Source organism: Micromonospora sp. NPDC049580 (genome assembly GCF_040675595.1).
Lineage (GTDB): Bacteria > Actinomycetota > Actinomycetes > Mycobacteriales > Micromonosporaceae > Micromonospora.
Map to the genome: position 1 here is coordinate 1 of NZ_JBFAPG010000084.1, position 17029 is coordinate 17029.

At 72.7% G+C, this 17029-nt stretch carries 16 protein-coding genes and 1 pseudogene; 12 read left to right on the forward strand and 5 right to left on the reverse strand.

The genetic code is table 11. The annotated features are described in order from the left end of the window. Positions 1-47 precede the first annotated feature (47 nt). Together AB0J68_RS10260 and AB0J68_RS10265 are read right to left on the reverse strand one after the other, a co-directional pair. Entirely contained in the window at positions 48-1253 is a 1206-nt protein-coding gene (locus tag AB0J68_RS10260) for a hypothetical protein (protein WP_363937661.1), read from the reverse strand. Further along, on the reverse strand, positions 1246-1782 hold the full coding sequence (locus AB0J68_RS10265) for a SigE family RNA polymerase sigma factor (protein WP_354854369.1): 537 nt from the start codon (positions 1780-1782) through the stop codon (positions 1246-1248). Before AB0J68_RS10265 ends, AB0J68_RS10260 begins: the two co-directional genes overlap by 8 nt. Before the next feature lie 177 nt (positions 1783-1959). Here AB0J68_RS10265 and AB0J68_RS10270 point away from each other — a divergent pair, with 177 nt between their 5' ends. Next, positions 1960-2541 (forward strand): NADH-quinone oxidoreductase subunit B family protein, encoded by a 582-nt coding sequence (locus AB0J68_RS10270; RefSeq protein WP_354854368.1) that lies wholly within the window; start codon positions 1960-1962, stop codon positions 2539-2541. Between the two features lie 76 nt (positions 2542-2617). Next, complete coding sequence (locus AB0J68_RS10275) at positions 2618-3934, forward strand: DUF2252 domain-containing protein (protein ID WP_363937664.1); 1317 nt, start codon at positions 2618-2620, stop codon at positions 3932-3934. 17 nt (positions 3935-3951) lie between these two features. On the opposite strand, the gene AB0J68_RS10280 is transcribed toward AB0J68_RS10275, so the two are convergent. Then, entirely contained in the window at positions 3952-4998 is a 1047-nt protein-coding gene (locus AB0J68_RS10280; protein ID WP_363937665.1) for a glucose 1-dehydrogenase, read from the reverse strand. A gap of 116 nt (positions 4999-5114) precedes the next feature. On the opposite strand from AB0J68_RS10280, the pseudogene AB0J68_RS10285 reads away from it, so the two are divergent. Further along, positions 5115-5681, forward strand: a pseudogene (locus AB0J68_RS10285) (NADH-quinone oxidoreductase subunit C); the annotation flags it as partial. Between the two features lie 323 nt (positions 5682-6004). Beyond that, the gene (locus tag AB0J68_RS10290; RefSeq protein ID WP_355135471.1) at positions 6005-6967 is read left to right on the forward strand and encodes a complex I subunit 1 family protein; all 963 of its coding nucleotides are present in this window, start codon (positions 6005-6007) and stop codon (positions 6965-6967) included. A gap of 37 nt (positions 6968-7004) precedes the next feature. Here AB0J68_RS10290 and AB0J68_RS10295 read toward each other — a convergent pair whose 3' ends face one another. Further along, positions 7005-8057 carry a glutathione S-transferase C-terminal domain-containing protein gene (locus AB0J68_RS10295; RefSeq protein WP_354854361.1) on the reverse strand — a complete coding sequence of 351 codons (1053 nt, stop codon included), beginning with the start codon at positions 8055-8057 and terminating at the stop codon, positions 7005-7007. Positions 8058-8286: 229 nt separating this feature from the next. Here AB0J68_RS10295 and AB0J68_RS10300 point away from each other — a divergent pair, with 229 nt between their 5' ends. Next, a complete protein-coding gene (locus tag AB0J68_RS10300) occupies positions 8287-8715 on the forward strand; it encodes an ester cyclase (RefSeq protein ID WP_355067705.1) in 429 nt (142 codons plus the stop codon). Here the strand turns inward: AB0J68_RS10300 and AB0J68_RS10305 are convergent. Then, the gene (locus AB0J68_RS10305) at positions 8696-9271 is read right to left on the reverse strand and encodes a Uma2 family endonuclease (protein WP_363937668.1); all 576 of its coding nucleotides are present in this window, start codon (positions 9269-9271) and stop codon (positions 8696-8698) included. The two genes, AB0J68_RS10300 and AB0J68_RS10305, sit on opposite strands and share 20 nt — an antisense overlap. 95 nt (positions 9272-9366) lie before the next feature. Between AB0J68_RS10305 and AB0J68_RS10310 the strand changes: the two genes are divergently transcribed. The 7 genes from AB0J68_RS10310 to htpX all read left to right on the forward strand — a co-directional run bounded on the left by AB0J68_RS10310 (position 9367) and on the right by htpX (position 16993). Then, complete coding sequence (locus AB0J68_RS10310; RefSeq protein ID WP_363937670.1) at positions 9367-9978, forward strand: NADH-quinone oxidoreductase subunit I; 612 nt, start codon at positions 9367-9369, stop codon at positions 9976-9978. A 115-nt stretch (positions 9979-10093) separates the two neighbouring features. Continuing rightward, positions 10094-10642, forward strand: a complete 549-nt coding sequence (locus AB0J68_RS10315; RefSeq protein ID WP_363937671.1) for an NADH-quinone oxidoreductase subunit J — start codon at positions 10094-10096, stop codon at positions 10640-10642. After that, complete coding sequence (gene nuoK, locus AB0J68_RS10320) at positions 10639-10992, forward strand: NADH-quinone oxidoreductase subunit NuoK (RefSeq protein ID WP_355067702.1); 354 nt, start codon at positions 10639-10641, stop codon at positions 10990-10992. The genes AB0J68_RS10315 and nuoK overlap by 4 nt, the downstream gene beginning before the upstream one ends. Then, complete coding sequence (locus AB0J68_RS10325) at positions 10989-12923, forward strand: NADH-quinone oxidoreductase subunit L (RefSeq protein WP_363937673.1); 1935 nt, start codon at positions 10989-10991, stop codon at positions 12921-12923. Before nuoK ends, AB0J68_RS10325 begins: the two co-directional genes overlap by 4 nt. A gap of 55 nt (positions 12924-12978) precedes the next feature. Next, complete coding sequence (locus AB0J68_RS10330; RefSeq protein ID WP_355067698.1) at positions 12979-14487, forward strand: NADH-quinone oxidoreductase subunit M; 1509 nt, start codon at positions 12979-12981, stop codon at positions 14485-14487. A gap of 40 nt (positions 14488-14527) precedes the next feature. Next, positions 14528-16006, forward strand: a complete 1479-nt coding sequence (locus AB0J68_RS10335) for a proton-conducting transporter membrane subunit (protein ID WP_354854347.1) — start codon at positions 14528-14530, stop codon at positions 16004-16006. A 111-nt stretch (positions 16007-16117) separates the two neighbouring features. Then, positions 16118-16993, forward strand: coding sequence for a zinc metalloprotease HtpX (gene htpX / locus AB0J68_RS10340; RefSeq protein ID WP_354854345.1), 876 nt, complete (start codon positions 16118-16120; stop codon positions 16991-16993). The last annotated feature ends 36 nt before the right edge of the window (positions 16994-17029 follow it).

Genomic DNA, 17029 nt, shown 5'->3' on the forward strand with positions numbered 1-17029 from the left:
GGCCGCCCTCACCGAGCGCGGCCGTGTCCCGTCCCGGTCGGGTCGGCTCAACGGTAGGTGATCACCACCGTGTTGTCCGGGTCGTAGACCTCCTGCACGAAGTCGAAGCTCGCGTCCATCGGGCGGCCGTCCACGTCGGCCTTCCCCGTGCCGACCGTGGTGCCGGCGGCGACCCGGAAGCCCAGCGTGAGCCGGACCTCCTTGCCGGCCCCGAGCTGGTTCAGGTCGCAGGTCAGCGGATCCCGGGTCTTCTCCGGGTCGTTGCGGCAGGCCGCCCAGCCGTCCCCGTCAGGGCGGACCGCCGCCGGTAGGCCGAGCCGCAGGGCCACGTAGGCGGCGGGTCCGCCGCCCCCGTTGCGGATGCGTACGGTGATCGTGCCGGTCCGGGAGCCGTCCGGCGCGTCGGCCAGCACGAGGTTCGTGGCGCTGACGACGAGGTTGACGTCGTGCGGGTTCGGCCCGAAGCTCGTCGGCCCGGAGACCTGTGCGAAGGACCCACCCTTGAAGCGGTAGCCCCGCCACTGTCGCTGTGACCACTCACCGGGCCAGCCGCCACCGGGCGCGATGTCGCCGACCTGCACCCGCACGGTGCCGTCGTCCACCACGTCGAGGGCGAACAACCACTGCGGCTTGTCGATGCCCGTCGCGACCACCCGGCCCAGTGTGACGATCTTGCCCTGCTGGTCGCGGTCGAAGGCGACCACCTGCATGGGTCCGCCGGAGCCGAGCACGCACTGCACCAGCGCCACCGCCTCCACCGTGCCGTCCCCGTCGACGTCCCCCTGGTCGAGCGCCAGCAGCCAGTTGACGCCCTCACGGTCGTCACCGCTGAGCCGGACGCCCGACGTGGGGCATCCCCGCCCGGCTCGCCACGCGGGCAGGGTCACCGCCGCGCCGAGCAGTTGGGCCCGGCTGATCTTCCCGCTCGGGGCGGTGGAGGTCGGGCTGCCGCTCGTGACGGACGGGCCGGGGGTCGGGCTCGCCGTGCCGCCCGGCGTGGGCGACGCGGAGATGGTCGGCGTGGGGTCGACCGGGCCCGGCTCGCGATCCGGGCCGCTCATCGCCGCGTACCCGACGGCGGCCCCGCCGAACAGCGCGAGCACCGTCGCGGTGGTGGTGGCCAGCCGGCGACGGCCGCGCCCGGTTGCCGTCCGCCGCACGGCGGCGGGCCCGGGCACCTCGACCTCCGCCAGCACGGTACGGCGGTAGTGGGTGAACTCTTCGGCGAGGCCGAGGATCTCCTGCTCAGACATCTCGCACCTCCTCGTTGGTGTCGCGCAGGTGCGTCGCGAGGGCCGCCCGTCCCCGGTGCAGCCAGGACTTGACGGTCCCCTCGGCGACCCGTTCCTGAGCGGCGATCTCGGCGACCGTCAGGTCGGCGAGGTAGTGCAGCACGACAGCCCGTCGCTGCTTCGGCGGCAGCTTGGCCAGCGCGGTGTCGAGGGCGACCCGGTCCGGGCTCGGCTCGGCGACGTGTGTCTCGCGTTGCCGCAGCAGCCAGGCCTGCGCGGTCCGCAACCGTCGCCAGCGGTTGTGGCCGAGGTTCCAGGCGACCCGGCGCACCCAGGCCAGCGGATCGTCGTACCGGGCGAGCCGGCCCCAGTGGGTGTACGCCCGGCAGAAGGCCTCCTGAACCAGGTCCTGCGCCTGCCCACGATCACCGGTGTACGCCGTGAGCTGCACCACCAGCGATCGGAAGTGGGCGTGGTAGAAGTCGTCGAAGGCCAGTTCGGCAGTCGCGGGGATGGGGCTTCCCGGCGGGTCGGGGGGCGGTCCGCCCACCCGTACTTCTCTCGTCACAAGCACTCGTCCTCCCCGTGGTGGGCGCAGGCGGCGTGTTCGCCAGCACCGGTCACACACTCGGCCGCGCCCGCCGGTTGCGGTCGAACCGGTGGGGTTGCCTGTCCGGTCCGTGACAAGCGGCTGTGATTCACTGTGGGATGAGGAGAGGGGACGTCCGTGCAGCTACCGGCAGTGCTCGGTGAGCCGATCCGGTTCGTGCTGAACTGGGGGCGCCGCTACTCGCTCTGGGTGTTCAACTTCGGCCTGGCCTGCTGCGCGATCGAGTTCATCGCCACCAGCATGGGTCGGCACGACTTCATCCGGCTGGGTGTGATTCCGTTCGCCCACGGCCCCCGGCAGGCCGATCTCATGGTGGTCTCCGGCACCGTGACCGACAAGATGGCCCCGGCCATCAAGCGGCTCTACGACCAGATGCCCGAGCCGAAGTACGTCATCTCGTTCGGCGCGTGCTCCAACTGCGGCGGCCCCTACTGGGACTCGTACTCGGTGACCAAGGGCGTCGACCAGCTCATCCCCGTCGACGTCTACGTGCCCGGCTGCCCGCCGCGCCCGGAGGCGCTGCTGCACGGCATCCTGCGCCTGCAGGAGAAGATCGCCGCCGAACAGTCCGGCATCGGCGGAGTGCCGCAGCGGGATCTGCTCGCCGCGCCGCTGGACGCCCCGCCCCGCGAGGCCGCTGCCCCGCGCTCCGTCGACTCCCTCACCGCCCCGCCGGTCCGCCCACCCGCCGCACACTGACGAACGGCCCGCCGTGCGGAGGGGACCGCTCGATTGCTCGACGTGGGGGCTGGTCGGGCCCGGTTAACCTGCGCTCATGAGCAATTCCGTGGACCAGCGGTCCGCCCACATCATCGACGTGCTCACCGAGGAGTTCGGCGCGTCGATGGCAATCGACCCGGCGGCCTTCCGCCGCAAGTTCCGCAAGATGGCCGCGTCGCCGTTTGCCTTCTACCGGGGCAGCGCCGCGCTGTTCTACGCCGACCAGCGTGGCGACTTCGCCGACGACCGTTTCCTCGACGAGCGGACCGGCCGGGTGTGGATCCACGGCGACCTGCACGCGGAGAACTTCGGCACCTACATGAACGCCTCCGGGCAGTTGGTGTTCAACGTCAACGACTTCGACGAGGCGTACGTCGGGCCGTTCACCTGGGACCTGCGCCGGCTCGCGGCCAGCGTGGCGCTGCTCGGCTACGGCAAGGCCCTCTCCGACACGGTGATCGGTGAACTGGTGGCCGGCTTCGCCCGCTCCTACCTGACCGAGCTGCGGGCGATCGCCGCAGGCGGAGACGACGCCATCGGCTCGATCACCCTGGAGAACGCCGACGGGGTGCTGCGTCGGGTGCTCCAGCAGGCCCGCCTCAACACGCGGGTCGACCTGCTCGCCGAGCAGACCACCGTCGACAACTACGAGCGGCGGTTCTCCATCGGAGACGGGGTCTTCGAGGTCGACGGGAAGACCCGGGACCGGGTTCTCGCCGCCTTCGAGGAGTACCTGGGCACTCTGCCGGCCGCCTCGGCCCGGCTGCGCCCGGTGGCGACGCGGATCAAGGACGTGGTGCTGCGCAAGGGCGTCGGCATCGGTTCGGCCGGCCTGCCGTCGTACAACCTGCTGCTGGAGGGGCACACGCAGGCGCTGGAGAACGACGTCGTGATCTACATGAAGCAAGCGCAGGTCCCGGCTGTGGCCCGCTACTCGACCGACGACTCGGTACGCGGCTACTTCCAGCACCAGGGTCACCGGACGGCCGAGTCGCAGCGGGCGTTGCAGGCGCACGCCGACCCGTGGCTGGGCTTCACCGAACTGGACGGCGCCGGTCAGCTCGTCGCCGAGGTCTCCCCGTACGCGGCCGACCTGGACTGGTCCGACGTCAACGAGCCGGACGAGCTGACCGGGGTGCTTGCCGACCTTGGCCGGGCGGTGGCCCGGATGCACTCGGTCGCCGATGACGAGTCCAGTCACGACCTGGTGGACTACTCCACCGAGGAGGCGATCGTCGCCGCCGTGGACACCGACGAGTCGGGCTTCGTCACCCACCTGGTGGACTTCGCGCACGCGTACGGGGTGCGTGCCCGCCAGGATCACCAGCTCTTCGTGGACCTGTTCCGCAACGGCCGGCTACCAGGCATCTGACGTCACCGGGCCGCCGGTCAGGAGGCGAACTCCAGCACCACCTTGATGTCGTCCGGCCCGGAGGTGTACGCGTCGGCGTACCTGTTCACCGGGACCCGTCGGGTGATCAGTGAGGAGAGCCAGACCTGGTCGGCGCGGGTGAGTGCCTGCGCGGCCATGGTCCAGTGTCGCCGGTTGGCGTTCACCGAGCCGAACACCACGTTGTTCTCCAGCACCAGCGCCCGGTTGAGCGCCCCGGCGTCGAAGTCGATGCTCCGGCCGCCGCTGGACACCCCGGCCAGGCAGACGATGCCGGTCGGCGCCGCCTTGCACATGACGTCGAGGACGACCGTGGGCGCGCCGGTGCACTCGATCACCACGTCCGGCTCGAAGGGCAGGTCGTTGACCGGCACCGCGTGGTAGGTGGCGCCGAGCCCGGCGACCAGTTCCGGCTTGGGGCCGTCGGTGGCCCGGTCCAACACGTGGACGGTGAGCCCGCGCTGGGTGCCGAGCAGCGCGGCCAGCAGCCCGATCGGCCCGGCGCCGGTCACCAGGACCGTGTGCGGCTGCCACTCGGCCCGGTGGCCGATCCGCTCGATGTGGTCCCACGCCTTGGCCACCACGCTGGTCGGCTCCAACAGCACGCCGACCTGGGCCAGCGCCGGATCCAGCTTGACCGCGAACTGGGGCTCGATCCGCCAGCGGTCCCGGGCGAACCCGGGTAGCGCCTTGATCCCGTGCTCGGTGAACTGACCGTTGCGGCACATGTCCCACTCGCCGACCGCGCAGTTGGAACAGGGCACCGGGTCGGGATGCCGGACGATGCCGGCCACCAGGTCGCCGGGTTGCAGGGCACCGCTCGGGTCCTCCAGCACCCGGCCCAGCGACTCGTGCCCGATGACCAGGCGGTCCGCGCCCGGCGGCGCCTCGCCGTACTCCCCGGCGATGATCTCGTGGTCGGTGCCGCAGATTCCCACGGCCAGTGCCTCGACCAGGACCGCGCCTTCCTCGGGCGCCGGCTCCGGCTGATCCTCGGCGAGGCTCAGCGAGTTGGCGACCCCGGGTTTCACAGTGACAGCGCGCACGCCCTCATCTTTCCCCGCCGACTGGCCCGCTGCCCAGTAAAGCGGGCAGATCACCGGGGATCGGTCGTGGACCGCGGGCCGGGTCGGCACCCGGCCGACGCCCTAGGATCAGCGGCATGACTGAGGAAGAGGTCGGCGCTCGGCTGGTCGCGCTGCTCGCGCCGGTCGAGGCGACCCCGTCGGTCTCCGGCGGGCAGCGGTTCGCCCGGGCCACCGTCGACGTACCCCCGACGAGTTGGTCGGCCGCCGTCCGCGCGGCCCGCGACGACAGCGAGCTGGCCTGCGACTTCTTCGACTGGCTCTCCGCCGTCGACGAGTTGGCCGAGGGCTTCGACGTGGTCGCGCACCTCTGGTCGACGCGGTTGCGACACGGCGTGCTGCTACGCACGCGGGTGCCCCGCGACGCGCCCTCGGTGGCCTCGGTGGTCGACGTCTACCCGGGTGCCGCCTGGCACGAGCGGGAGACCCACGAGATGTTCGGCATCGACTTCGACGGCCACGGGGAGCTGCGACCGCTGCTGCTGCCCCCGGAGTTCGAGGGCCACCCGCTGCGCAAGGAGTTCGTGCTCGCCTCCCGGGTGGCGAAGCCCTGGCCGGGCGCGAAGGAGCCGGGCGAGTCGGAGGCCGGCGGTGGCCGTCGACCGATCCGCCCGCCGGGCGTGCCCGCTCCGGGCGAGTGGGGAACGACGCCGACTCCGGCCGGCGCGGGTGGCGTGGGGGAGGGTCCACGCGGCGGCACCCCGGCCCGACCAGCTGGCGAGCGACCCGCACGGCCGGCGCCGGCGACCCGTCCGGCGCGTACTCCCCGGGCCGCCGGCCCCGCCGACGACCCGGCACCGGCCGCCCAGCCCGCGCCCGGCGCAGGCCCGGCCGATCAGCCGGTGTCCGGCGCAGGCCCGGCCGACCAGCCGGTGTCCGGCGCAGGCCCGGCCGCGTCGGGCGGCGAGGCGGTCGCGGACCCGCCGGGCCGCGACGACCGGACCGACCACGACGGGGGTACGGCCTGATGCCGCTCTGGGTGGAGCTGGTGCTCCGGGTGGGCGGCGTGCTCGTCGCGTTCCTCACCCTGCCGCTGCTCGTCGGCCAGGCCGAGCACAAGGTGATGGCGCACATGCAGGGCCGCCTCGGCCCGATGTACGCGGGTGGCTTCCACGGTTGGGCGCAACTCGTGGCGGACGGCGTCAAGTTCGTGCAGAAGGAGGACATCACCCCGCGCGAGGCGGACCGGGCGGTGTTCCGGCTGGCGCCCGCGGTGGCCCTGGTGCCGTACCTGCTGGTGCTGCTGGTCATTCCGCTCGGCCCGAACGACCTGGTCGGCCAACCGTTGGACATCGGCCTGTTCTTCGTGCTGGCCGTGGTCGGCGTCGGGGTGGTGGCGGTGCTCATGTCGGCGTGGGCGTCGGCCAACAAGTACAGCCTGCTCGGCGGGCTGCGCGGGGCCGCCCAGTTGCTCGGTTACGAGCTGCCGCTGGTGCTGGCCGCCGCCTCGGTGGCGATGGCGGCCGGCACGCTGAGCCTGTCCGGCATCGTCGAGGCGTGGCAGCCGTGGTGGCTGCTCTGGCAGGCGCCCGCGATGATCATCTTCTTCGTCGCCGGGCTGGCCGAGATCCGCCGGCCGCCATTCGACATGCCGGTGGCCGACTCGGAGCTGGTCTTCGGTTACATGACTGAGTACACGGGGCTGCGGTTCGCGTTCTTCCTGCTCGCCGAGTACGTCGGCATCGTGGTGATCGCCGCGCTGACCACGGTGCTGTTCCTCGGTGGCTGGCAGGGCCCGTTCGCCGACGAGCACCTGGGCTGGCTGTGGACCCTGCTCAAGGTCTTCGCCGTGGCCTTCGTGATCATCTGGCTGCGGGTGTCCTACCCCCGGCTGCGCGAGGACCAGCTGCAACGCCTCTGCTGGCTGGTCCTCGTGCCCGCCTCCCTGGCGCAGTTGGTCCTCACCGCAGCGGTCCGCGTCGCCCTCTAACCCCGCCCCCTCCCGCCCCCGCCGGGAGGGGTGTGGGTCAGCGCAGCGGGGTGTGGGCCGGGTCCACGGGCTCGGCCGGGGGCGGGGGTGGGGTGCCGTCGCCGAAGGGGCGGCCACCCAGAGCTTCCCGGCCGTGCGGGGTGACCCAGTTGGACAGGTCGGGGCCGAGCGGCACGATTCCGGTCGGGTTGATGTCGCGGTGCACCTGGTAGTAGTGCCGCTTGATGTGGTCGAAGTCGATGGTGTCGCCGAACCCGGGGGTCTGGAACAGGTCCCGGGCGTACGCCCACAGCACCGGCATCTCGCTCAGCTTCTGCCGGTTGCACTTGAAGTGGCCGTGGTAGACCGGGTCGAAGCGGACCAGCGTGGTGAACAGCCGTACGTCGGCCTCGGTGATGGTGTCGCCCACCAGGTACCGCTGGTCGGTCAGCCGCTCGGTCAACCAGTCCAGCCGGTCGAACAGGCGGTGGTACGCCTTGTCGTACGCCTCCTGGCTGCCCGCGAAGCCGCACCGGTAGACGCCGTTGTTGACGTCGCGGAACACCACACTGTTGACCTCGTCGATCTGCTCCCGCAGGTGCTCGGGGTAGAGCTGAGGGGCGCCCTCTCGGTGGTACGCCCTCCACTCGGTGGACAGGTCCAGGCTCATCTGCGCGTAGTGGTTGGTCACCACCTGCCCGGTCGGCACGTCCACCATCGCCGGCACGGTGATGCCGCGCTCGTAGTCGGGGAAGCGCGCAAAGAACGCCTCCTGGAGGCGCTCGATGCCGAGCACCGGGTCCCGCCCACCCGGGTCGAGGTCGAAGGTCCAGCTCCGAGCGTCGTGGGTCGGGCCGGCCACCGCCATCGAGATGGCGTCCTCCAGGCCGAGCAGCCGTCGCACGATGATCAGGCGGTTGGCCCACGGGCAGGCTCGGCTGACCACCAGCCGGTACCGGCCCGGCTCGACCGGGTAGCCGTCCCGCCCGTCCGCGGTGATCCGGGTGGCGATGTACCGCTGGTCCCGGGTGAACTCGCCACCCGGCTCGACGTACTTCCCGCCTGTCTCCGCCACGTCGCTCCTACCTCCCGGTCCGGTTGCCGTCTCCACCCCATCTTCGCCGATTCGCGGCGGGCCGGGGCGGCGCGGCGAACCTGGCCTGCGGGCCAGACGCCGAGCTTCGCCCGCGGACGGCCCCACCACCCCCACGCCCTTTGCTCTGCTTCACTCACGGCAACATTCGATGGCCGAGAGTGTTGCGTCCGTTGAAGCAGAGCAAAGGGCGAGCCAAACACCTGTGGCCCCCGCTCACCGGTAGCTGGCCGGCTACCCTGCCGGCATGACGGATGTGGAGGTGGCGGCCCGGCGCTTCATCGCCGACGTGTGGAACGCCCGCCGGGAGGAGTCGGCCCACGAGTTGATCGCCGAGGAGTGCCCCGGGCTGGGCGGCACCGGGCCGGAGGCGACGCTGGCCTGGCACCGCGAGCGCCGAGCGGCCTTCCCGGACCTGCGTTACAAGATCGTCGACGTGGTCGCCGCCGGTGAGCGGGTGGCTGTGCACTGGCGGGCGGCCGGCACCCAGCTGGGGCAGTTCGGGCCGGTGCCGCCGACCGGCCAGGTGGTCAGCTACTCCGGGGCGACGTTCCTGCGCTTCGACACGGCCGGCCGGATCGTCGAGGTGTGGAGCTGCAACGAACTGTTCCAGCTCCTCCAACAGCTCGGCGTCGAGATGCTCCCGCCGACCGTCGTCAGCGGACCCGGGGCGTGATCCGGCTGATCGACAGGTTGATCGGGAACGGCTCGCCGGTGTCGACGAACTTCGTCCACCGCCCGGTCTCGGTGTAGACCTCGTTCACGGCGTCGATCCGGTAGGTCACGACCTCCAACCCGCCACCCTCGGTCTCGATCCGCCAGTAGAAGGGGATGTCGGCCTGGGCGTACAGCGCCGGCTTCAGCACCCGGTCGATCGAGCGGGTGTTCGGCGAGACGATCTCGATGGCCAGGACCACCTCGTGCGGCTCGTACCTCGACGGCTCGCGCGCCGCCGCGGCGGCCGTGGTGATCAGCACGTCGGGGATGAACGATCGGGTGCGGTTGATCCGCACCTCGACCGCCTGCGTCACGTCGTAGCCGTCGGGGCAGTCCTCGTCGAGCGCGGCCATCAGTCTGCCGGCGATGGTCTGGTGGGTGCGGGTGGGGGAGGGGGACATCAGCAGCATTCCATCGAGCAGTTCCCGGCGGCGGCCGTCCTCGGGCAGCGCATCCAGATCGTCAGTCGTCCATCCGCTCTCGGGCGGGTAGTCGCTCTGCAGCGCGGCGGTCATGAGCGGGTCCTTTCCGGTGCGTCGTTCGCCCCGCGACGACCGTACCGCCGTGGACCTGTGGGTGGTGGTCGCGCGCGCCGGGGCCACAGGGCAGGATGGTCCACATGACCGACCCCAGCGAGCACGGCGACCCGGCGGGCGGCGCCACCGAGCGCGGCCTGCCCGGCGCGGGCCTGGTCAAGGGGCTGGCGGTCACCCTCAAGACGATGACCAGCCGCTCGACCACGCAGCAGTACCCGGACGTCGCCCCCGAGCTGCCGCCGCGCTCGCGCGGAGTGATCGCGCTGTCGGAGGAGAACTGCACGGTCTGCATGCTCTGCGCCCGCGAGTGCCCGGACTGGTGCATCTACATCGACTCCCACAAGGAGGAGGTGGCGGTGCCCGGCGCCGCCCGCCCCCGCCAGCGCAACGTGCTGGACAAGTTCGACATCGACTTCTCGCTCTGCATGTACTGCGGCATCTGCATCGAGGTCTGCCCGTTCGACGCGCTCTACTGGTCTCCGGAATTCGAGTACGCCGAGTACGACATCAAGGACCTGCTGCACGACAAGGACCACCTCGGTCAGTGGATGGCCACGGTTCCACCGCCGCCGGCGCACGACCCGAACGGCGAGCCGGCCAAGGAGGAGACCGCGGCGGCCCGCAAGGCCGCGCGTTCGGTCCCACCGGTGGTACGTCCCGACGCCGACCCGGGTCCCGCGTCGTGACCGCCCGCGTCGTGACGGCACAGGTCCTGACGGCACAGGTCCTGACGGCACACGTCGTGACGGGACGCGTTGTGACGCGGCCAGGCGCGGCCCGACCCGGCGGAAGGGCGGCCCGGTGACCGGCGCGGATCTGCTGCTGCTCGCCCTGGGCGCGGTCGCGGTGGGCGCCGGCGTGCTGGTGGTGACCACGAAGCACCTGGTCCGGGCCGGGCTCTACCTGGTGGTCTGCCTGGGCGCGTTGGCCGGCGACTATCTGGTGCTCGGCGCCGAGCTGGTCGCCTGGGTGCAGGTGCTGATCTATGTGGGCGCGGTGGTGGTGCTGCTGTTGTTTGCGGTGATGCTGACGCGGGCCCCGATCGGGGCCTCCGACGATCTGGACCGGCCCGGCTGGCCCGCCGCGCTGATCGGCGGCGGCGCCGGCCTGGGGCTGAGCGTCCTGCTGGTCGACGCGTACCGCTGGAGCACCGTCACGATGCCCGGCGCGGGCACGGCCGAGCGGCTGGGCGAGCAGATCTTCCGGTCCTGGGTGCTGCCGTTCGAGGTGCTCTCCGTCCTGCTGCTGTCCGCCCTGGTGGGCGCGGTGGTGCTGTCCCGGCCCGACATCGGCCGGCGCGACGACGCCGAGGCGCCGGCGAGGAGCATGGCCTCCGGGGGGCGCCGGTGAGGCCCGTCATCCCGTACGTCACCGCCGCGTTGCTGTTCGGCCTCGGCGTGTACGGCGTGCTGCGCCGACGCAACGCCGTGCTGGTGCTGATGGCGGTCGAGTTGATGCTCAACGCGGTGAACCTCGTCCTCGTCACAGCGGACACCACCGTCCGCGCGGCGCTGCCGCACTCCGGTCAGGTCTTCGCGCTGTTCGTCATCGTGCTCGCCGCCGCGGAGATCGGGGTGGGGCTGGCGATCGTCCTTCAGCTCTATCGCCTGCGGGCCACCGTGGCGGTTGATGACGTGGCGTTGACCGAGCCGCCGGTGCCCGCGCGGGCCGTCGGCCAGAACGCGGAGGCGGGTCGGTGACCGGGCTGCTCGGGGCGGTGCTGCCCGCCGTACCGCTGGTCGCCGGCCTGCTCGGTCTGCTGCTGCCGCCGGCCCCGCGTCACCCGGGCGGAGCGGCCGGGGGTGACCGGGCCCGGACGGCCGCCGTGACGATCGGCGTGGCCGGCGCGGTCGGCGCGCTGGCGTTGGCCGTCGCCCTGCTGGTGGCGGTCGACGGTCCGACCCAGACGTCGACGACCTGGGTCGACATCGGCGGGCTGAGGGTGACCCTCGGCGTACGCCTGGACGGCGCCGCCGCGCTGGTCGCCGTCGCGGTCACCGCGGTGGCCCTGGCCGTGCAGGTCTACTCGATCGGCTATCTGCGGCGCGGCCCCCACGACGACGTCGACGTCGACCACCGCTACCCGCCGTACGCCGCCCAGATCAGCCTCTTCACCGGTGCGATGCTGCTGGTGGTGGTCTCCGGCGACCTGATCATGCTGCTGGTCGGCTGGGAGGTGATGGGCCTCTGCTCGTACCTGCTCATCGCCCACGACCGCCGGCTCGCGGGCGCACCGGCCGCCGCGATGAAGGCGTTCCTGGTGACCCGGGTCGGTGACGTCGGCTTCCTGCTCGGCATCGTGCTGCTCGGCGTGTCGACGGGCAGCTTCCGGATCGCCGACGTGCTCGCGCACGACCACTCCGGCGTGACGCTGACCGCCGCCGGCCTGTTGCTGCTGGCCGGGGTGGCCGGCAAGAGCGCGCAGTTCCCGCTGCACACCTGGCTGCCGGACGCCATGGCCGGCCCGACGCCGATCTCCGCGCTGATCCACGCCGCGACGATGGTGGCCGCCGGGGTGTACGCGGTGACCCGCCTCTACCCGCTGTTCACGGCCGCTCCGGTCACGTTGACCGTGCTCGGGGTGCTCGGCGCGATCACCCTGCTGCTCGGGGCGCTCGCCGCCACCGCCCAGGACGACATCAAGCGGGTGCTGGCCTGGTCGACCGTGTCGCAGCTCGGCTACATGACCGGCGCGCTGGCCGTCGGCTCACCGTCGGCGGCGCTGTTCCACCTGCTCACCCACGCCGCGTTCAAGGCGCTGCTGTTCCTCGCCGCCGGCGCGGTGATCCACGCCGTGGGCACCACGCTGATGTCGGAGATGGGTGGTCTGCGCCGCAGCATGCCGGTGACGTTCTGGTGCACCGTGATCGGCCTCGGGGCCCTCGCCGGTGTGCCGCCGCTGGCCGGCTTCTGGAGCAAGGACGGCGTGTTGACGGTCGCCGAGTCGGCCGCGCTGGAGGGCACCGGGCCGGCGCCGTCGTGGGTGGGTTGGCTGGTCTGGCTGGCCGGGTTGCTCGGTGTGGCGATCACCGCCTGGTACGCGGGCCGGCTGCTGCTGCGGGCCTTCTTCGGCGAGCCCCGGCTGCCGCTGGTCGCGCCGCACGATCCTCCGGCGGTGCTGCGGTGGCCGGTACTGCTGTTGGCCGTGCCGGCCGCGCTGCTCGGCCTGGCCGGGTTCGTGGGCGCGTTCGCCGACCGGCTGCGGTTCGCCACCGTGCCGGTCGCCGGTGCGGAGGACGGCCTGGTCCACGTCGGGCCGGCGCTGCTGCTGCCGCTGGCTCTGCTGGCGGTCGGCGCGGGGTGGGTGTGGGTGCGCTGGCAGCGGGACCGGGCCGCCGACCCGGCGACCGCGCTGGGTCCGCTGCGGTCGGTCTTCGCCCGCGCGTTCCGGCTCGACGACGTCCAGCACGCCCTTGTCGTACGCCCCGTTCGGGCGCTGGCCCGCCTCGCGCGCAGCGGCGACGAGGTGGTGGTCGACGGGGCCGTCGAGGGCAGCGGCCGGGCTGCCTCCGGCCTGGGCGCCGGGCTCGCCGCGCTGCACCGGGCGGCGTTGCCCCGGGCCGCCGCTGGTGTGCTGGCCGGCGCCCTGCTGATCGGCCTGGCCGCCGCCATGCTGGGAGCGATCCGGTGAGCGCGAGGAGTGAGCCGGGTTTGCGAGCCCCGCAGTCGCGAACAGAGGCGATCCGATGACGCTTGGGCAGGTTCTGCTTGTCGCCGTGCTGGTGGTGCCGGCGGTGGGCGCGGTCGCGGTGGCGGCGACTCCACGGGACCGGGCCGCACGGATCGTCGGGACGGTCGCGGCGGCGCTGACCCTGCTGGCCGCCGTACCGCTGGTGTTCGGTGGGCGGGGGTGGTTCGCCTGGTCGGCCGGTACGCCTGCGGTGCGCCCCTGGCATCAGGTGGACCTGCCCTGGGTGCCCGGCCTGGATCTGCGCTTCCACCTCGGCGTCGACGGCATCTCCTGGCCGCTGGTGGTGCTGACCGCGCTGCTCACCCTGCTCTGCTGCGCGTACACGGTGTGGCGGGTGCCGGACGGCGGCAGCGGCCGGGCGTTGGTGGCCCTGCTGCTGGTGGTCGAGGTGGGCATCCTCGGCACGTTCCTCGCCCTGGACCTGGTGCTGTTCTTCCTCTTCTTCGAGGTCGTCCTGCTGCCGATGTACGCGATCATCGCCGGCTGGGGTGGCGCGGACCGGCGGCGGGCGGCCCGCAAGTTCGCGCTCTACACCCTCTTCGGGTCGGTGCTGCTGCTGGTCGGCGTGTACGTCGTGGTCGCCGCGGCGGGCACCGCCGACGTGGTCGCGTTGACCGGTGGGGGCGGGCTGTCCCGGGGCACCCAGCTGGCCGCGTTCACGTTGCTCGCGCTCGCGTTCGCGGTGAAGAGTCCACTCTGGCCGCTGCACTCCTGGCTGCCCGACGCGCACACGCAGGCCCCGACGGTGGGCAGCGTCGTGCTGGCGGGCGTACTGCTCAAGATGGGCACGTACGGGCTGATCCGGGTGGCGGTGGGGGTGGCGCCGGAGGGCGCCCGCTGGGCCGCGCCGGTGCTCGGCGTGCTGGCGGTCGCCGCGATCCTGGTCGGTTCGCTTGTCTGCCTGGCCCAGGCTGAGGTGAAGCGGCTCATCGCGTATTCCAGCGTGGGGCACATGGGCTTCGTCCTGCTGGGCGTCGCCACGCTGACCGCCACCGGCATCCAGGCGGCCCTGATCGGCAACGTCGCGCACGGCGTGATCACCGGCCTGCTGTTCTTCCTCGCGGGCGCCGTGAAGGACCGTACCGGCACGGGTGCGCTCGCCGAGCTGTCCGGGCTGCGGGAGACCGCGCCCCGGCTGGCGGGTCTGCTGGCGTTCGCGGCGATCGCGTCGCTCGGCCTGCCCGGGTTGGCCGGCTTCTGGGGGGAGGCGTTCGCGGTGGTCGCGGCGATCCAGGTGGGCGGCCCGCTGTGGATCACCCTCGGGGTGCTGGCGGCGGTCGGTGGCGCGCTCACGGCCGCGTACTTCCTGCGGTTGTTGCGCCAGGTCACCCACGGCCGGCCGAGCCCCGCGGTGGGCCGGGTCGGCTCCGGGCTGGCCGGCGCGGAGCTGACCGCGTGGGCGCCGCTGGTGCTGCTCGCGCTGGCCATCGGCCTGGTCCCGGCGCTGGTCCTCGGCGTCGCCGAGGCGCCCGTCGACGCTTTGATCGGGGTGGTCTCCCGATGAGCGCGGCGCAGCGGGTGGACGCGAACGAGGGCAGGCCCAAATGAGCGCCGTGCAGAGCGTGGACAGCGTGGCGTTGCTGCCGGCGTACCTGGCGGCCGGCACCGCCGTACTCGTGCTGATCATCGATCTTGTCCTGGCGCGGCCTCGGGTCACGGTCGCGGTGGCCGCGCTCGGCGCGCTCGGTACCGCCGTCGGCGCCGCCGTGGTCGGTGCGGGCGGCGAGCGGCGGACGTTCTGCGTCGGCGCCGACTGCTCCTGGGTCTTCGGCGGGCGGGCGGCCCTGGTCGCCGCGGTGGTGGCGCTGCTCACCCTGGGTGTGCTCGGGCTGTCGGTGCCGGCGCTGCGGGCCGGGCGGTCACCGGTGGGGGAGTACGCCTTCCTGCTCGCCTGCTCGATGACCGGCGGTGTGGTGCTCGGCGCGGCCGGCGACCTGATCACCCTGATCGTGGCCCTGGAGACGCTGACCCTGCCGCTGTACGTGCTGGTCGGCCTGCGCCGGGGCAGCCTGGCCAGCGCCGAGGCGGCGGTGACGTTCTTCGTCGTGAGCGTGGTGGCCACCACGATCACCCTGCTCGGCGCCGCGCTGCTGTACGCGGTGACCGGTGCACTGCACCTGGACCGGCTCGGTGCTCTGCTGGCCGAGCGGTCGGAGCTGCGCGACCTGCCGCTGACCACCGCCGCCGTGGCGCTGCTGCTGCTCGGGCTGGCCTTCAAGGTGGCGGCGGTGCCGTTCCACGCCTGGGCGCCGGCCACCTACGACGGCGCTCCGCTGCCGGTGGCCGCCTACCTGTCGACGGCGTCGAAGCTGGGTGGCCTCGTCGCGTTGCTGGCCGTGGTGCAGCGGGCGCTGCCGGCGGACCAGACCGGCCCGGTGCTCGCCCTGCTGGCGGTGCTCACGATGACCGTCGGCAACCTGGTGGCGCTGCGCCAGCGGCGTACCGTCCGGCTGCTCGCCTGGTCCTCGGTGGCGCAGGCCGGCTACATCCTGGCCCCGCTGGGTGCGTTGGCGCTGGCCGCCGGCCGCACGGGCGAGGCGCGGTCCGCCGCGTACGCCGCCGCGGTGGCGTACGCCGTCTTCTTCGTGGTGTTGGAGCTGGCCGCGTTCGCCGGGGTGACCGCGCTGCGCCCGGTGGGTGCGGACGGCGGCACGCTTGACGACCTGCGCGGGGCGGCCCGCCGGCACCCGTGGCGGGGCGCGGCGCTCGGTCTCGCGCTTGTGGGTCTGGCCGGGCTGCCGCCGGGCCTGGCCGGGCTGTTCGCGAAGGTGACGGTGGTCCGGTCGCTGCTGGACGGCGGCGCGGCCTGGCTGGCGCTGGTGGTGGCGTTGAACGCGGTGATCGGGTTGGCGTACTACCTGCGGGTCACGGCCGCGCTGTGGGCGCCGACGGCGACATCGGGTGCCGCGGCGCCGGCCGTACCGCTGGGGGGTGTGGTGGCGGCGGTGCTGGCGGTGGCCACGGTGGCCGCCGTGGTGCTGGGCTTCGCCCCGCAGCTGGTGCTGGATCTGGCCGCCCGCTGACCTGCGACCCCAATCTCAGTGAGTTCTCAGCGTTGAGACGGATGGTTGACGGGTACCGGGTTGTTGAACCGGTCAGCGGATCCCGGCGATCCGTGCACCGAAGGAGAGATCGTGCACCACAACCGTCTGAAGACCGCCGCGCTGCTCGGTCTGCTCACCGCCCTGATCCTCGCGGTGGGCTACTGGTTCGGCGGCAGTGGCGGCCTGGTCATCGCCGTCCTCATCTCACTGGTCATGAACGGCATTTCCTACTTCTACTCCGACAAGCTCGCGCTGCGCTCGATGCGGGCGCAACCGGTCAGCGAGGCGCAGTTCCCCGAGCTGTACCGGATGGTGCGCGAACTCGCGACCGAAGCCCGGCAGCCCATGCCGCGCCTGTACGTCAGCCCGACCGCTCAGCCCAACGCGTTCGCCACCGGGCGTAACCCGCAGCACGCGGCGGTCTGCGTGACCCAGGGCATCACCGAGATCCTGGATTACCGGGAGCTGCGGGGTGTGATCGGGCACGAGCTGTCCCACGTCTACAACCGGGACATCCTGATCTCCAGCGTGGCGGCCGGTCTGGCCGGCATCATCACCTTCCTGGCCAACATCGCCTGGTTCATCCCGCTGGGCGGTGGGGACGACGAGGATTCGCCCAACCCGGCAGTCCTGCTGCTGACCCTGATCCTCGGCCCGATCGCGGCCACGGTGATCCAGTTGGCGATCAGCCGCAGCCGTGAGTTCCAGGCCGACCAGTCGGGCGCCGAGCTGAGCCGGGACCCGCTGGCCCTGGCCAGCGCCCTGCGCAAGATCGACGCCGTGGCCCGGCAACGCCCGCTGCCCGCCCAGGGCACGCTCACCAGCACCGCCCACCTGATGATCGCCAACCCGTTCTCCGGTGGCGCGGTGGCCGCGCTCTTCTCCACCCACCCCAAGATGGAGGACCGGGTCGCCCGGCTGGAGCGGATGGCCGCCAACTCGGGGCCCGTGCAGTTCCAGCGCTGATCTTTTCTGCACTCCGCCCGCACCCGCTCGCCTCGG

Coding starts and splice junctions, on each gene's coding strand:
- AB0J68_RS10260 (WP_363937661.1), bottom strand. CDS start 1,253: ATGTCTGAGCAGGAGATCCTCGGCCTCGCCGAAGAGTTCACCCACTAC.
- AB0J68_RS10275 (WP_363937664.1), top strand. CDS start 2,618: ATGAGCAATTCCGTGGACCAGCGGTCCGCCCACATCATCGACGTGCTC.
- AB0J68_RS10290 (WP_355135471.1), top strand. CDS start 6,005: ATGCCGCTCTGGGTGGAGCTGGTGCTCCGGGTGGGCGGCGTGCTCGTC.
- AB0J68_RS10300 (WP_355067705.1), top strand. CDS start 8,287: ATGACGGATGTGGAGGTGGCGGCCCGGCGCTTCATCGCCGACGTGTGG.
- AB0J68_RS10305 (WP_363937668.1), bottom strand. CDS start 9,271: ATGACCGCCGCGCTGCAGAGCGACTACCCGCCCGAGAGCGGATGGACG.
- AB0J68_RS10310 (WP_363937670.1), top strand. CDS start 9,367: ATGGTCCACATGACCGACCCCAGCGAGCACGGCGACCCGGCGGGCGGC.
- AB0J68_RS10330 (WP_355067698.1), top strand. CDS start 12,979: ATGACGCTTGGGCAGGTTCTGCTTGTCGCCGTGCTGGTGGTGCCGGCG.
- AB0J68_RS10335 (WP_354854347.1), top strand. CDS start 14,528: ATGAGCGCCGTGCAGAGCGTGGACAGCGTGGCGTTGCTGCCGGCGTAC.